17 protein-coding genes and 1 pseudogene are annotated in these 15,297 nt (G+C 63.9%); 5 read left to right on the forward strand and 13 right to left on the reverse strand.

The features are described 5' to 3' along the window. Positions 1-51 precede the first annotated feature (51 nt). Positions 52-1,626, reverse strand: a complete 1,575-nt coding sequence (gene ubiB, locus FJ954_RS14225; protein ID WP_140661726.1) for a 2-polyprenylphenol 6-hydroxylase — start codon at positions 1,624-1,626, stop codon at positions 52-54. A 70-nt stretch (positions 1,627-1,696) separates the two neighbouring features. Beyond that, entirely contained in the window at positions 1,697-2,473 is a 777-nt protein-coding gene (ubiE, locus tag FJ954_RS14230; RefSeq protein ID WP_140661727.1) for a bifunctional demethylmenaquinone methyltransferase/2-methoxy-6-polyprenyl-1,4-benzoquinol methylase UbiE, read from the reverse strand. A 133-nt stretch (positions 2,474-2,606) separates the two neighbouring features. Between ubiE and FJ954_RS14235 the strand changes: the two genes are divergently transcribed. The 3 genes from FJ954_RS14235 (at position 2,607) to FJ954_RS14245 (ending at position 5,037) form a co-directional block, all read left to right on the forward strand. Continuing rightward, positions 2,607-3,581, forward strand: a complete 975-nt coding sequence (locus tag FJ954_RS14235) for an adenosine deaminase (protein WP_140661728.1) — start codon at positions 2,607-2,609, stop codon at positions 3,579-3,581. Positions 3,582-3,723: 142 nt separating this feature from the next. Continuing rightward, on the forward strand, positions 3,724-4,353 hold the full coding sequence (upp, locus tag FJ954_RS14240; RefSeq protein WP_015315749.1) for a uracil phosphoribosyltransferase: 630 nt from the start codon (positions 3,724-3,726) through the stop codon (positions 4,351-4,353). Positions 4,354-4,473: 120 nt separating this feature from the next. Further along, positions 4,474-5,037, forward strand: a complete 564-nt coding sequence (locus FJ954_RS14245; RefSeq protein WP_140661729.1) for a TIGR02281 family clan AA aspartic protease — start codon at positions 4,474-4,476, stop codon at positions 5,035-5,037. A gap of 6 nt (positions 5,038-5,043) precedes the next feature. On the opposite strand, the gene deoA is transcribed toward FJ954_RS14245, so the two are convergent. From deoA to FJ954_RS14275, 6 genes are all read right to left on the reverse strand, one after another. Next, positions 5,044-6,363 (reverse strand): thymidine phosphorylase, encoded by a 1,320-nt coding sequence (deoA, locus tag FJ954_RS14250; RefSeq protein ID WP_140661730.1) that lies wholly within the window; start codon positions 6,361-6,363, stop codon positions 5,044-5,046. Then, complete coding sequence (locus tag FJ954_RS14255; protein WP_140661731.1) at positions 6,363-7,172, reverse strand: purine-nucleoside phosphorylase; 810 nt, start codon at positions 7,170-7,172, stop codon at positions 6,363-6,365. The genes deoA and FJ954_RS14255 overlap by 1 nt, the downstream gene beginning before the upstream one ends. Before the next feature lie 13 nt (positions 7,173-7,185). Beyond that, a complete protein-coding gene (gene cdd / locus FJ954_RS14260; RefSeq protein ID WP_140661732.1) occupies positions 7,186-7,578 on the reverse strand; it encodes a cytidine deaminase in 393 nt (130 codons plus the stop codon). 65 nt (positions 7,579-7,643) lie between these two features. Beyond that, positions 7,644-8,615: an ABC transporter permease gene (locus FJ954_RS14265; RefSeq protein WP_140661733.1), complete on the reverse strand. Its 972-nt coding sequence runs from the start codon at positions 8,613-8,615 to the stop codon at positions 7,644-7,646. A gap of 1 nt (position 8,616) precedes the next feature. Beyond that, complete coding sequence (locus FJ954_RS14270; protein WP_015315755.1) at positions 8,617-9,756, reverse strand: ABC transporter permease; 1,140 nt, start codon at positions 9,754-9,756, stop codon at positions 8,617-8,619. Further along, positions 9,753-11,285: an ABC transporter ATP-binding protein gene (locus FJ954_RS14275; RefSeq protein WP_140661734.1), complete on the reverse strand. Its 1,533-nt coding sequence runs from the start codon at positions 11,283-11,285 to the stop codon at positions 9,753-9,755. Before FJ954_RS14275 ends, FJ954_RS14270 begins: the two co-directional genes overlap by 4 nt. 216 nt (positions 11,286-11,501) lie before the next feature. Between FJ954_RS14275 and FJ954_RS14280 the strand changes: the two are divergent. Then, a pseudogene (locus FJ954_RS14280) lies at positions 11,502-11,707 on the forward strand (SlyX family protein). A gap of 22 nt (positions 11,708-11,729) precedes the next feature. Further along, positions 11,730-12,128, forward strand: a complete 399-nt coding sequence (locus FJ954_RS14285) for a hypothetical protein (protein ID WP_015315757.1) — start codon at positions 11,730-11,732, stop codon at positions 12,126-12,128. Here the strand turns inward: FJ954_RS14285 and FJ954_RS14290 are convergent. From FJ954_RS14290 to FJ954_RS14305, 5 genes are all read right to left on the reverse strand, one after another. Next, positions 12,107-12,418 (reverse strand): GNAT family N-acetyltransferase, encoded by a 312-nt coding sequence (locus FJ954_RS14290; RefSeq protein WP_246677742.1) that lies wholly within the window; start codon positions 12,416-12,418, stop codon positions 12,107-12,109. The genes FJ954_RS14285 and FJ954_RS14290 overlap by 22 nt on opposite strands. Positions 12,419-12,453: 35 nt before the next feature. Next, the gene (locus FJ954_RS32250; protein WP_281407723.1) at positions 12,454-12,582 is read right to left on the reverse strand and encodes a hypothetical protein; all 129 of its coding nucleotides are present in this window, start codon (positions 12,580-12,582) and stop codon (positions 12,454-12,456) included. A gap of 94 nt (positions 12,583-12,676) precedes the next feature. Continuing rightward, positions 12,677-13,666: a BMP family ABC transporter substrate-binding protein gene (locus tag FJ954_RS14295; protein ID WP_015315759.1), complete on the reverse strand. Its 990-nt coding sequence runs from the start codon at positions 13,664-13,666 to the stop codon at positions 12,677-12,679. Positions 13,667-13,911: 245 nt separating this feature from the next. Beyond that, positions 13,912-14,235 carry a hypothetical protein gene (locus FJ954_RS14300; protein WP_140661735.1) on the reverse strand — a complete coding sequence of 108 codons (324 nt, stop codon included), beginning with the start codon at positions 14,233-14,235 and terminating at the stop codon, positions 13,912-13,914. Positions 14,236-14,366: 131 nt separating this feature from the next. Beyond that, positions 14,367-15,095, reverse strand: coding sequence for a DUF2569 domain-containing protein (locus FJ954_RS14305; protein WP_246681068.1), 729 nt, complete (start codon positions 15,093-15,095; stop codon positions 14,367-14,369). Between the last annotated feature and the right edge of the window lie 202 nt (positions 15,096-15,297).

The raw sequence follows: 15,297 nt of genomic DNA on the forward strand, positions 1-15,297 counted from the left end.
TAGCAATGCAATCAAATTGCCGCAAGCAGCTGGCTTGCCGCGAATACGGGCCTAATGAAGCTGCCAGGCAATGTAGACCAGCGTCAGCGCGATCACCCATAATGCGACACGGCCGGAACGGCTGTAGCGCGCTTCGGCCTTGCCTATGGCGCGGGCGGTCGCCTCATCGAAGCGCAGGCCGTGCTCGGCCATCAGGTCGATCTCTCGCGACAGCCGTTCCGTACGGGCCGCGAGTTCCGGCGCCTGGCGGATCAGCGTCAGTATTGCCTTGCCGCCGTCGCGCGCGTCGGCCAGCAGGCCGCGCGGCCCGAGGTTCCCGGCTATCCAGCCGCCGACCACCGGTTCGGCGGTCTTCCACATGTTGAAAGCCGGATCGAGCGTGCGCGCCACGCCCTCGACAACCACCATGGTCTTCTGCAGCAGGATCAATTCCGGCCGTGTCGCCATGTCGAAGAGTTCGGTCACCTCGAACAGCAGCGTCAGAAGCTTGGCCATCGAAATGGTTTCGGCGGGTTGGCCATGGATCGGCTCGCCGATGGCGCGGATCGCCTGCGCGAAGGCAGAGACATTGTGCTGGCGCGGCACATAGCCGGCCTCGAAATGCACCTCGGCGACGCGCAGATAGTCGCGTGTGATGAAGCCGTAGAGGATCTCCGCGAGGAAGCGGCGCTCCTTCTTGCCGAGGCGCCCGGCAATGCCGAGATCGACGGCGACGATGGTGCCGTTCGCCTCGACGAACAGATTGCCCGGATGCATGTCGGCGTGGAAGAAGCCGTCGCGCAGCGTATGGCGCAGGAAGGACTGGATGAGGTTGGTGGCGATTGCCTTCAGGTCATGGCCGGCGCTTTGCAGGCCGGCGATGTCGTTCATCTTGACGCCGTCGACCCATTCCATGGTCAGCACGTCGCGGCCGGTGCGTTCCCAGTCCACCGAAGGGACGCGAAAGCCAGGGTCTTCCCTGGTGCTTTGGCCAAGTTCCGAGAGCGCGGCCGCCTCGAGGCGCAGGTCCATCTCGATCCTGGTGGTCTGCGCCAGCGTCTCGGTCACCTCGACCGGCCTCAGCCGGCGCGACGACGGTATGTATTTCTCCTGCAGGCGGGCGGCGAGGAAATAGCTTTCGAGGTCCTGGAAGAAGCGGCGGCGCACGCCCGGCCGGATGACCTTGACCGCTACCTTCCTGGCGACGCCACCATCGACGGTTTCAGCGGCATGGACCTGAGCGATGGAAGCCGCGGCGACCGGGTCGCCGAATTGCTTATAAAGATCGCCGAGTTTGCGCCCGAGCGAGGCTTCGATGGCGGCGACCGCTTCGGCCGTCGGGAAGGTGTGCATCTTGTCCTGCAGCATGGCGAGATCGAGCGCCATGTCGTTGCCGACGACATCGGGCCGCGTCGCCAGGAACTGGCCAAGCTTGACGTAGGATGGGCCGAGCCGGACCACCGCCTTGGCCAGCCGATCGCTGCGCTCATAGGCGAGCGCGCGGCGGCGGGTGAACAGCCGCGCCAGCCGCCAGCCGAATTTCGGCAGGCCGGATAGTTCCTCGCCGGGCAAGGCGGCAACGACGCCCTCGCGCACCAGCACCCAACCGGCCCGTACGAGCCGGAACGCCGCGCTGACGGTGCTCATGGCCACGTCCGCCCTACCGGTTCATCGAACTGGCGCAAGGCTCGTCGCGTGAGGAAGATCGGCGACGGCTTCAAAGCTTCCAGCCCGAATGCAGGGCCGCTATGCCGCCGGAATAGTTGCGGAAGGAGACGCGGTCGAAGCCGGCCCGAGAAATCATCGCCGCGAAGTTTTGCTGATTGGGGAATTTTGCGATCGATTCGACCAGATAGGAATAGGGCTCGCCGTCCCCGGTGACCAACTTGCCGATCCTGGGGATGGCATTGAACGACCAGGCTTCGTAGACCTTGTCGAGCAGCGGCATCTCGACCTCGGAGAACTCCAGGCACAGGAGACGGCCGCCGGGCTTCAGCACGCGCAATGCCTCGCCCAGGGCCACGTCGATATGCGGGACATTTCGAATGCCGAACGCGATGGTGTAGGCGTCGAAGCTGGCGTCGGGGAAGGGCAGTTCCTCGGCATTGGCCTCGACGAAATCGGTGTTGCCGGACAATCCCTTCTTATCGGCCCTGTCGCGCCCGACGGCGAGCATCGAGCCATTGATGTCGAGCACGGTGGCATGGGCATGGCCATGGCTGGCATCGACGATGCGAAAGGCGATGTCGCCGGTACCGCCGGCAACGTCGAGCACGCGCCAGCCCGCGCGCTTGGGCGGATTGAGCCAGGCGACCATGGCATCCTTCCACAGCCGGTGCAGGCCAGCAGACATCAAATCGTTCATCAGGTCGTAGCGGTCAGCGACCTTGTGGAAAACATCGTTGACCAGGGATTGCTTCTCGCCTTTCCCTACACGCTTGAAACCATAGGAGGTTTCCATGCCGCCGGCGGCCGTGGTTCTCTCAACTGACATTTTTTTGATCCGTCATAAAACCGGCGGGACCATAGCCGATCGATGATGCGGGCGCTATTGTTTAAGGCGCGGTGTTCAGCCGCGCTTCCAGGTGGTGGGTTTCAAGACCTGGACTGACCGACGGGATGTTTGAATGCCTCTGAAAGCGGAACTGCACTGCCACATCGAAGGGGCAGCGGCGCCCGATCTCGTCATTCGCCAAGCGCAGAAATACGGCAAGGACACCTCGCCTTATATCCAGAACGGTTCTTTCGTCTGGCACGATTTCACCTCCTTTCTCGCCGCCTATGACTTCTCCGCCGACCTGTTCCGGACCGAGGAGGATTATGCGCGGCTGGCCGACCACTATCTGACCAGCCTGGCCCGCGATGGCGCCATCTACTCCGAGGTGTTCACCTCGCCCGACCACGCGACGAAAGCCGGGCTGTCACCCAAGGCCTACACCGATGCGCTCGGCGAAGGCATGCTGCGCGCCAAGGCAAAAACCGGCATCGAGGGGCGTATGATCGTCACCGGCGTGCGCCATGTCGGTGTCGAGTCGATAGAGCGCGCGGCACGCTTCGCGGCGCGCTGTGGCCATCCGCTGGTCACCGGGTTCGGCGTCGCCGGCGATGAGCGCATGGGCGAGATGGAGGACTATGTCAGGGCTTTCGAGATCGCGCGCGAGGCCGGGCTCGGCATCACCGTCCATGCCGGCGAACTGACGGGCTGGGAAACCGTCCAGGCGGCACTCGACCATATCCGCCCGTCGCGCATCGGCCATGGCGTGCGCGCCATCGAAAACCCCGACCTTGTCCGGCGTATCGCCGACCAGGGCGTCGTGCTGGAATGCTGCCCCGGCTCCAATATCGCCCTCAAGGTGTTCGACAGTTTCGCCGACCATCCCTTTCCCGCCCTGCGGGCGGCCGGCTGCAAGGTGACGCTCAACTCCGACGACCCGCCCTATTTCTGGACCTCGCTGAAGCGCGAATACGATATCGCCGCCGAACATTTCTCGATGAGCGAAAAGGCGCTTGCCGCCGTCACCAGAACCGCCATCGAAGCCGCCTTCGTCGACAGGAAGACCAAGACAGCGCTTCTTAGTCGGTTGGACGCGAAAGTTCGGTGAACAGTGAGTAGTCGGTAGTCGGTAGTGGCGGTGCACGCATCGAGCGGTTGAAGGCCGGCGCTTTCACTGACGCAGGGACTCGCAAATCGGCTCACTATTCACTACTCACTGTTCACCACTCACTATTCCGTCGGAGCACATCATGAAGGGCGTCACCGTCGTCGATCATCCGCTTGTCCAGCACAAGCTGACCATCATGCGCAAGAAGGAGACCTCGACGGCCGGCTTCCGGCGGTTGCTGCGTGAGATATCGCTGCTGCTCGGCTATGAGGTCACCCGCAATCTCGAGCTGACGACGACAACGATCGAAACGCCTATGGAGACGATGGAGGCTCCGACGCTGGAGGGCAAGAAGCTGGTCTTCGCCTCGGTGCTGCGCGCCGGCAACGGCTTGCTCGAAGGTTTGCTCGACCTGGTGCCGGCGGCCCGCGTCGCCCATGTCGGCCTCTACCGCGATCATGAAACGCTGGAGGCCGTCGAGTATTTCTTCAAGGCGCCGAGCGACCTCGCCGACCGACTGGTCATCGTCGTCGACCCGATGCTGGCGACAGCCAATTCGGCGATCGCGGCGATCGACAAGTTGAAAGAGCGCGGCGCCACCAACATCCGCTTCCTGTGCCTGCTGGCGGCGCCCGAAGGCATCGAGCGCTTTACCAAGGCGCATCCGGATGTTCCGGTCTTCACCGCGTCCATCGACCGCCAGCTCAACGAGAAGGGCTACATCATGCCCGGCCTTGGCGATGCCGGCGACCGCATGTACGGGACGAAGTAATACCGAGCAATGTGCTTGGTATTTTTTACCAGGCGTTTACGCAAAGACGTGGTTCAGGCGCGCGTTAAAGCGGCAAACACCACCCGGCGCTAATGATCAGCTCTTCACAAGGGCCGATCCATGCTGCGCAAGCTTCTCATTCTCAGCGCCTTTGCCGGTGCGTCGGCATCGATCCCGGTCGTCTACCAGTCGAATCCGCGAATATTCGAAAACCTGCTGAAATCGGCGGTGACGGCCAAGCCAGCGGCCGAGACGCAACCGGATGTCAGCCTGGCCTCCGTTCCCGACAAGCCGGTAGCGCCGCTGCCGACCGGCCGGAAGGTCGTGGTCGCGGCGGACGGGCGCGGACACTTCTCGTCGACCTTCAGGCTCAACGGCCGTCAAGTCGACGGCATGATCGACACCGGTGCGACGCTGGTCGCGGTCAATATGTCGACGGCACGCCGGATCGGACTGTCGCTCAATCCCTCCGATTTCAGCCACGAAGTCAACACCGCCAACGGCACCATCAAGGCAGCCGTGGTGACGATTGATCGCTTGCAGATCGGCAGCATCAGCGTCGAAGGTGTGCAGGCGATCGTACTCGACGACAGGGCACTGCGCACCAACCTGATCGGCATGAGCTTTCTCAACAGACTCGGCAAATACCAGGCCGAAAACGGCACATTGCTGCTGGTTCAGTAGGTCCACTCAGCCACGCGGCAGAATCCGCCGGATGACCGACTTGTCGGCGGCCGGCTTCGAAGCACCGATCGCATACGCTGAAAGCACGGTCGCGGCTGCCGTCTCGGCATCTAACGGTGAGCGGGCGTGGATCAGAGCCAGCGCATCTCCGGCGTGTACTTCCGCGCCTATGGGCAGCAGCCTGGTGATGCCGACCGAGGGGTCGATCCTGTCCTCGGGCCGGGTGCGCCCGCCGCCCAGGCCGACGACCGCGAGACCGATGTCGCGGGTGGCGATGCCAGTGACGAACCCCTCCGACGTCGCCTTCACCGCGATTTCCGTTGCTGCTTCCGACAGATATTTCTCTGGCTTCTCGATGAAATCGGCGGGGCCGCCAAGCACCGTCACCATGCGCGCGAAGGTGGCGGCGGCGCGGCCGCTGGCGAGCGTCTCGGTGGCGCGGCGCATGCCGTCCTGGTTCGACGACACCAGTCCCGCCGACTGCAGCATTTCGGCGGCCAGCGCCAGCGTCACGTCCTCCAGCCGCCGGTCGCGCAGGCGGCCGGTCAGGAAATCGACGGCATTGCGCACCTCGACGGCATTGCCGGCGGCGGAGGCAAGCGGTTCGTTCATGCCGGTGATCAGTGCCGAGACTTTCAGTCCGGCGCCGCTGGCGACCTCGACGAGGCTGTTGGCAAGCGCGGTCGCATCCCGGGATTTCTCCATGAAGGCGCCATTGCCGACCTTGACGTCGAGCACCAGCGATTGCAGGCCCGCCGCGAGCTTCTTCGACAGGATCGATGCGGTGATCAGCGGCACGGACTCCACGGTTCCTGTCACGTCGCGGATGGCGTAGAGCCGGCGATCGGCAGGTGCCAGGTCGGCGGTCTGGCCGATGATGGCGCAGCCGGTTTCCAGCACGGCTTTGCGGAACAGCGTGATGTCGGGTTGGCTGATATAGCCGGGAATGGCATCCATCTTGTCCAGCGTGCCGCCGGTATGGCCGAGGCCACGGCCCGAGATCATCGGCACATAGGCACCGCAGGCGGCAACGATCGGCGCCAGCATCAGCGAGACATTGTCGCCGACACCGCCCGTCGAATGCTTGTCGGTGACAGGGCCTGGCAAATCCGACCAGTCGAGCACGTCGCCGGAATCGCGCATGGCCAGCGTCATCGCCACCGCCTCGTCGCGGTTCATGCCGTTGAAGAACACCGCCATGGCAAAGGCCGCGGCCTGGCCGTCGGTGACGGTACCGGACGTCACGCCGTCGATGAAGGCGGCGATCTCGTGAGGCGCCAGCCTGTGGCCGTCGCGCTTGTGACGGATGATTTCCTGTGGAAGCATCAGCTCTCCAGCAGCCCGTCACGGAACACGCGCTGCAGCACCGTTGCCAGCCGCGATCCGCCAACCGGCGCCATGTCCTTGGTTTCCTGGTGCGAAAGCTCGGCTCCGGTCATGCCGGCGGCCAAATTGGTGATGACCGAACAGGCAGCGACGCGAAGGCCGAGGAAACGCGCGAGAATCACTTCCGGCACGGTCGACATGCCGACGGCGTTGGCGCCCATGATGCGCGCCATGCGGATTTCGGCCGGCGTCTCGAAGCAGGGGCCCGAGAACCACATGTAGACGCCCTTGTGAAGCGCAGTGCCGGTCGCCTTCGCCGCGCCTTCGATCGCGTCGCGGATGCCGGCATCATAAGCTCCGGTGAGGCCGACGAAACGGCGGTCGCTGGGCTCGCCGATCAGCGGGTTGGTGCCGGAGAAGTTGATATGATCGGTGAGCAGCATCACCGAACCCGGCGGCATATCCGGATCGACCGAGCCGGCCGCGTTGGTGAGGATCAGTTTCGTGATGCCGATGCCGGCGAGCACTTCCAGCACCGGACGCATCGCCGCGGCGTTCCCATGCTCATAGTAGTGGGCGCGGCCGGACAGCATGAGCACGGGAACGCCGGCAAACAGCCCGGCGACCACTTGGCCGGCGTGGCCGCTGACACCGCTCCTGGGGAAGCCGGGCAGGTCGGCATAGGAGACGCGGATCGGATTCTCGATCCGGTCGACCAGGCCGCCCAGGCCCGAACCCAGCACAAGCGCGGTCGACGGCGCCAGGCCGTCCAGCCTTTCGATAAGGTGGTCGACCGTTTTTTGCGTCATATCAGCCAGCTCTTCATTTCAGGATGTCGCCGCGGAAGCCGTAGGGCAGCATGTCGCCCATGGTCACGGTTTCGGCCACGCCGGTGTTGTCGCAGAGATAGAGCTTCGTTTCCGGGCGGCAGAATTCGGCCAGTCGCTGGCGGCAGCCGCCGCAAGGCGAGCATTTGGCCATGCGTTCGGCAAGGACGGCGATTTCAACGATCTTGCCGCCGCCGCCCATGATATAATGGCCAAGCGCGGTGGTCTCGGCGCACCAGCCTTCCGGATAGGAGGCGACCTCGACATTGGCGCCGGTGAAGACGCGTCCGTCCTCGGTGCGTATGGCGGCACCCACCGGGAACTTGGAATAGGGCGCATAAGCCTTGGCCATGGCGGCCTTGGCCGCTTCGAACAGATCATGCGACATTCAGGTGTTCTCTCCGATGATCGTGTCCAAAACCCGGCGCTTCGTCTGCGCCGAACTGTCGACCTTTAGCGTTCCTTGACATAGGGCACGCCGCCGGCGCGCGGCGGGATGGCCTTGCCGATGAAGCCGGCAAGCAGGACGACGGTGAGGATATAGGGCAGGGCCTGCATGAACTGCACCGACACCTTGCCGACAATGGGCAGCGGCGTTCCCTGCAGGCGGATCGACGCCGCGTCGAGGAAACCGAACAGCAGACAGGCGAACATGGCGTTGACCGGCTTCCATTTGGCGAAGATCAGCGCGGCCAGCGCAATGTAGCCCTTGCCCGCGGTCATGTCCTTCACGAAGCCGCCATTCTGCACCATCGAAAGATAGGCGCCTGCAAATCCGGTCAGGATGCCCGTGCAGATCAGCGCGCGATAGCGCAGCCAGGCGACCGAGATGCCGGCGGTGTCGACCGCGGCCGGATTCTCGCCGACCGCGCGCAGCCTGAGGCCAAAACGCGTGCGAAACAGCACCCACCAGGTGAACGGCACCATCGCAAAGGCGAAATAGACGAGGATCGAATGGCCGGAGATCAGTTCGGCATAGATCGGACCGATGATCGGCACGCCCCTGATTGCATCGGCGCCGGGCCAGATGATCGCCTCGAATCGTTCGCCCGGTTGCAGCGCCGGCGTGCGGCCACCCTGCTGGAACCATGCCTGGCCAAGAATGATGGTCGATCCAGCGGCGACGAAGTTGATCGCAACGCCCGAAACGATCTGGTTGCCGCGATGGGTGATCGAGGCAAAGCCGTGCACCAAAGCGAAGGCGACAGAGATCAGGATCGCCATGCCGAGACCGATAAGCGCCGAATGGAACACGGAAGCCGCGGCAGCACCCGCGAAGGCGCCGACCAGCATCTTGCCTTCGAGGCCGATGTCGAAAATGCCGGCCCGCTCCGAATAGAGGCCGGCGAGGCAGGCAAGCAGCAGCGGCACCGACAGGCGGATGGTAGAGTCCAGCACCTGGATGATCGCGTTGAAGATATCCATCTCAGGCGCCCTTCCCGTTGACAGCCTGCATGCCCACCGATTTCGGGCTGAACGAGGCGAACAGAGCCTGGATATAGGGCCTGAACATATGCTCCAGCGCGCCGGCGAAGAGGATGACCAATCCTTGAATGATGACGATCATGTCGCGGCTGATTGCCGGCATCTCGAAGGCGAGTTCGGCGCCGCCCTGGTAAAGCATGCCGAACAGGATCGCCGCCAGCACGATGCCGACCGGATGCAGGCGGCCCATCAGCGCCACGGCGATGCCGACGAAACCGGCGCCCGAAACGAAGTCGATCGCGACATTGTGCTGGTCGCCCATCACAGGGTTGAGCGCCATCATGCCGGCCAGCGCGCCCGAGATCATCATCGCTGTGATGATGATGCGCGTTTCCGAAATACCGGCATAGCGGGCCGCCTTCGGGCTGTGGCCATAGGTGCGCATCTCATAGCCGAGCTTGGTGCGCCAGATCAGCAGCCAGACCAGGAAAGCCATCACCAGCGCCAGCAGGAAGCAGATGTTGAGCGGGGCCGAGCGGATCTTGGCGCCGAACAATTCGATGATCCAGTTCAGTTTCGGCAGCTCCGCACCGGCGAGGAAGTTGCGCGTCTGCGGCGCCTGCGACCCTGCCGGCTTCAGCGGACCGACCAGCAGGTAGACCATGATCGAGGCGGCGATGAAGTTGAACATGATTGTCGTGATGACGATGTGCGAGCCGCGCTTGGCCTGCAGGTAGGCGGGGATCAACGCCCACAATGCGCCCACGAGCGCCGAAGCGACGATTGCCAGCGGAAATGTCAGCCACCAGGGCAGTGTGCTGTCGAAGGAAAGGCAGACGATGGCGATGCCGAGGCCAGCGATGTAGGCCTGTCCCTCGGTACCGATGTTGAACAGGCCGCAATGCGCCGCCACCGCCACCGAAAGCCCGGTGAATATGAAGGTCGTGGCGTAGAAGAGGGTGAAGGCGATGCCGGTGCCCTTGCCGAAGGCGCCTTCGACCAGGATGACGGCGGCACGGAAGGGGTTTTCGCCGACGAGCATGACGACGAAGCCAGCGACGATGAAGGCGACCGACAGGTTGATCAGCGGGATCAGCCCGTAGTCGGCCCAGGCCGGCAATTTGGCGTAAGGCGTGCTCATTGCGCCGCCTCCCGATGCTCGACACCGGCCATCAGCAGGCCAAGCTCGCCTTCGGTCGCGTCGGGGCCGCGCTCGCCGACGACCCGGCCGGCAAACATCACCAGGATGCGGTCGGAGAGCGAGCGGATCTCGTCTAGCTCGACCGAGACCACCAGCACCGCCTTACCCTGGTCGCGCATGGCGATCAGGCGCTTGTGGATGAACTCGATGGCGCCGACGTCGACGCCCCGCGTCGGCTGGCCGACGATCAGCACGCCGGGGTCCTGCTCGATTTCACGCGCGAGCACGATCTTCTGCTGGTTGCCGCCGGAAAAATTGGCCGTCTTCAGGCGCGGATTGCCGGGACGAATGTCGTATTTCTCGATCTTGTCCCTGGCATCGGCCATGATGGCATCGATGTTGAGAAACGGTCCCCTGAGGTAACGGGGATCGTCGTGGTAGCCGAGGATGGAATTCTCGTTCTCCTCGAAGGCCAGCACCAGCCCGACATGGTGGCGGTCTTCCGGTACGTGGGCGAGGCCACGGTCGCGCAATTCGCCGGGATCGGCCTTGCCGGTGAGATCGATCGGCTTGCCGTCGAGCGTCACGGAACCGGAAACGGCGTGCCTGATGCCGGAAATCGCCTCAAGCAACTCGGATTGCCCGTTGCCGGCAACGCCGGCGATGCCGACGATCTCGCCGGCGCGCAAATCGAAGGAGACGTCGTCGACCATGGTGACGCCACGGGAATCCCTGACCGTCAGGTTCTTGACCGCGAGCTTGACGGCACCGGCCTCGGCTTCGCCCTTTTCGACCCTCAAGAGGACACGCCGCCCGACCATCAGTTCGGCCAGTTCCTCGACGGTGGTTTTCCTGGTCTCCCGGGTCGCCACCATCGTGCCCTGACGCATCACCGACACGGTGTCGGTGATGGCCATGATCTCGCGCAGCTTGTGGGTGATCAGCACCACCGTCTTTCCCTGTTCCTTCAACTGCCTGAGGATGCGGAACAGGTGGTCGGCCTCGGCCGGCGTCAAAACGCCCGTCGGCTCGTCGAGGATCAGGATTTCGGCGCCGCGATAAAGCGCCTTCAGGATTTCCACACGCTGCTGCAGGCCGACCGGCAGTTCTTCGATGATCGCATCGGGATCGACGTCCAGCCCGTATTCGCGCTCCAGCCGGTCAAGCTCGGAGCGCGCCTTGGCGATGCTGCTCTTCAGAAGCGCATCGGTTTCGGCGCCGAGGATGATGTTCTCCAGCACCGAGAAATTGTCGACCAGCATGAAATGCTGGTGCACCATGCCGATGCCGAGCGCGATCGCGTCGTTGGGTGTCTTGATCGATGCCGGCTTGCCGCCGACGCGGATCTCGCCGCTGTCGGCCTGGTAGAAACCGTAGAGGATCGACATCAGCGTCGACTTGCCGGCGCCGTTCTCGCCGACGATGCCGTGGATGGTGCCGCGCGCGATCTCCAGATTGATGTCGCGGTTGGCGCGCACCGCGCCGAAACTCTTGTTGATGCCGATCAGTTCGATTGCGGCTTGCGCCATGCAGCCTGTCCCACTCTTATTTTTTTATCGCTTGGTCAAAACGCCTAGCATGGCGCTCCGCCCATGCCAATTGTCCGGAGCAGCATCCACTCTCGACAAATCCCCGCGCGCTTGTCAATTTCGAACGTGGCCGAAGCTCTCACATTCGCTACTATGGCGAGGTCGATTTGACGTTGCGGCGCAAGGTGTCGCGGTACAAACTGGGGACTTTGCATGATCATGCCCGCCGACCGGCTGACGACGCTGGAAATCCGCGCAGCGGAGCAGGAGAAGACCATCGAGGAACTGTCGGGCCAGATCGCCGAGCAGTGGAAGGTGATCGACCGCATGCAGCGCAAGCTTGATGCGCTGACAGACCGCTTCCTCGCGCTTGAAGAGCAGGCGGCACCGGATGTGCGGTGACCAAGCCGCCACACTGGTGAGGAGAGGGGGAGGGCACGGATCATGGCCGGTGAGAGCGACCGTATCGCAAGGGCCGGCGACTATGTGCTGGGCCTGATGAACGATGCCGAGCGCGAGCGGGCCGAGCGCGATCTCGAGATCGACCCTGCGTTCCGCGACGCGGTGGTGCAGCTGGCCGAGCGCATGCATGTCTTCGATCGCGCCGAAAAACCAGCCGGCGTCAATCATTGGGAACTGGTTACGCAGCGACTCGCCGAATTGCCGCAGATGCGAGGCGTTGGCTTGGGCGGCAACGATGCCAAGTCGCCGACAGTGATCCGAAGCCTGTCCCGACAGCCGTACGGCGTTGGCGTGCATTCGCTCGGCGGTAGGCGTGGACTTGTCGTCATGGCCGGGCTGATTGCGGCCTTCGCGCTCGGCTATCTCCTGGGCACATTGTGATCGAGCCGGCGCGACATCAGCATCATCGTTTCGCCGTCCTGTTCGCACAGCTCGATCGCGTCCCAGCCGAGCGCCACGTAGAACTCGCGCGCTTGCCAAGTGTAGAGGTAGAGCGTCTCGACGCCGGCTGACGCCGCATGCGCTTCGATCGCCTTGACCAGCGCGGTGCCGGTTCCCTTGCCTCGATGGCCGGCATCGACGACAAGCCCGGCCAGCCACGGTGTCAGATCATGCGCCGGTTCCAGTTCGTGGCGGACCAGCAGGCAGGTGCCTATCGGCACATCGTTCACACGGGCAACCAGAGCCTTTTCGAGGCCGTCGCTGGTCAGCAGGTTGCGGAGCCCTGCCGCATCCTCTTCCAGCGTCCTTCCGTGCCCTCGAAGAAGGCGGCAATCCGCAGTCGCGCGACGACTTCGATGTCATGCCCGCGGATGGGTTCGATCGTTGGCTGCATTCCTCGCTCCATGCCTGCTTCGTTCGATCGGCAAAAGCAAAACCGCCGGGCTTTCGCCCGGCGGTTGCAGATCATGGCCGTACGGTGCCGCCGATCAATAGGGGCAGGCGTTGTCGGCGGTGTAGTCGTGCACCTTGACAGTACCGGCGATGATGTCGGCCTTGGCTTTTTCGACGGCCGCCTTCATTTCGTCGGTCACCAGTGCCTTGTTGTTGTCGTCCATGGCGTAGTCGACGCCGCCTTCCTTGAGGCCGAGATTCTCGACGCCACCCTTGAAGGTGCCGTTCTTGCCATCCATGAAGGCGGTGTAGACGGCAACGTCGACGCGCTTCAGCATCGAGGTCAGCACCTTGCCGGGCTGCAGGCCGTTCTGGTTGGAATCGACGCCGATGCCGAGCTTGCCGGCATCGGCCGCCGCCTGCAGCACACCAACGCCGGTGCCGCCGGCGGCCGCGTAAACCACGTCGGCGCCCTGGTCGATCTGCGTCTTGGCGATCTCGCCACCCTTGGCCGGATCGTTCCACGCCGCCGGCGTATCGCCAGTCATGTTCTGGATGACGTCGGTCGCGCCAGCGGACTTGGCGCCGCCGACATAGCCGCATTCGAACTTGCGGATCAGCGGGATGTCCATGCCGCCGACGAAGGCAACCTTCTTCGACTTCGACGCCATCGCGGCCATGATGCCGACGAGATAGGAGCCTTCATTCTCCTTGAACACCAGCGAGCGGACATTGGGCAGGTCAACCGCATCGTCGATGATGGCGAAGTTGAGGTCCGGGTATTCGGCCGCGACCTTCTTCAGCGCATCCTCCCAGGCAAAGCCGGCCATGACGATCGGGTTGTGGCCGTCCTCGGCGAAGCGGCGCAGCGCCTGCTCGCGCTGCGAGGCGTTGGACACTTCGAACTCGACATAGGCGACGCCGGTCTCGGTCTTGAATTTTTCGGCGCCATGGTAGGCAGCCTCATTGAAGGATTTGTCGAACTTGCCGCCGAGATCATAGAGGATGGCCGGCTGGACATCCGCGGCGAAAGCCGGAAGAACCATTGCGGTTGCGGCCAGGAGGCCGAGAACGATACGTTTCATGTGATCCACACCCTGTCGGTTATTTTTTCCGTTGCACACCGCCTGCCTGCCCGGTTCTCCGGCAAGCAAACGACGTTAGCCAGGAGTGTATTGCCCTCCCGCTCCCGGGCAATCTGGCACGGCCCGAAACAAAATTCACGCGGAATTTTGACCTTTTGGAAAAGCGTGCCACGGGCAAGCCACGCCGCGATCCGATCTTGCGTGCAAGCTTTCAGCAGCCGGCCGGAATGGTGCGGGAGATGGGTTCAGTTGGCGGCGAACTGTCCTGTGCGCCGCTGCCGCCGATAGCCGATGGCGTACAGCAGCAAGGCCAGCACCGCGAAGACGGCAAAGCCCGGCTGGTTGAGCACCCAGGCGATGACCGTGTCCCACAGCAGCGGACTGGCCTTGGCGCGCACGAAGGTTTCGAAGGCGGCCCGCGTGTCCGGCGAGACGGCCAGCCAACTGGCGTTGAGCGGGGTCAGCACAAGGGCCGAAGCCGCCACCGTGCGCGTCGTGTCGAGCACCGCCATGATGACGGAAACCGATAGCGCGACCATGGCCGCAAGACGAAAGACGAAGCGAAACATCAAGGCTCTCCCCCGGTTCCCCCTGGACGCTGACCAGAAGACCGCCGGCACATGTCCGAAACAGAAATAGAATGCGTGCGGTTCAGCTGCAATCGCGATACGCGAATTTAAGGCCCGCGCTTTTCTGGGCCCTATGCGACCGGCTCGCGCCTGGGGCGGTGAACGAGCCAGACGGCAAGAATGCCTCCGGCAATGGCGCCGACCACCAGCCCGGCCAATCCGATGAAGGCGGCAAAGTAGCCGCAGCCGCCCTCGAAGCAACTGACCTCGGCGACATCGGCGATCACCGAGCCAGCCAGGAAGCCGCCAACCGCGCCAATGATCGCGCCCAGGACGATGCCGAGCAAGGCAGCCACGATGGAAACGAAGACCGACGGCGCTTCGATCAGCGACCTGGCATAGACGCCCTCGGCGCCGGACCCACGGCGCAGCAGATAGATGCAGAGCAGGCCGATGGCGATTTCGACGCCGCCGATAAGCAGGCTCCTGGCGGAAAAGACGAAATCGGGCACGGCGAGCACATAGGCCTGCCTCGCCAGCACCCAGGCGATGGTCGCCACCTGCCAGATGATGAACTGGCGCGGGAAGCGCGCCGAGCGGCCAAAGGCAAGGCCGAGCAAATAAAGCCCCCACAGGATGGTGATGACGTCGACGGCAAGCCCGCCAAGGAGGAAATAGAAAATCCTGTCCGGCAGGCCGGAATTGCCGGTCAGCCACCAGGCGGAGGCCAGGCCGTAGACCGACCACGCCATGACGAAGATGAGCCAGCCCACCGGCACGTAGGACAGCCCGCTGTCCGGGCGCCCGATTGGCGCCTGCCCCGGCATCCCGCCGCCCGGTTGTTCACTGCCTGATGTCATGCCCGGACGATGCCCCCCCGCAAAGCCTCCGTTTCACTCGACAGGTGGCCCGCGACGAAGTCAAGCGCGGCCGGCCTTGCGGGCTCGCCTGTGCACATCATTCGGGGCGTCGGCACCTCGAAACGGATGCCGCGGCGGCCTCGCGAAGCGCTGTGTGGCCGGCAAAGCGAATAGACTGTCGTTATGGCTTGGCATTCGGCGC

Origin of the sequence: Mesorhizobium sp. B2-3-15 (genome assembly GCF_006442875.1) — a bacterium.
Classification (GTDB): Bacteria; Pseudomonadota; Alphaproteobacteria; order Rhizobiales; family Rhizobiaceae; genus Mesorhizobium; species Mesorhizobium australicum.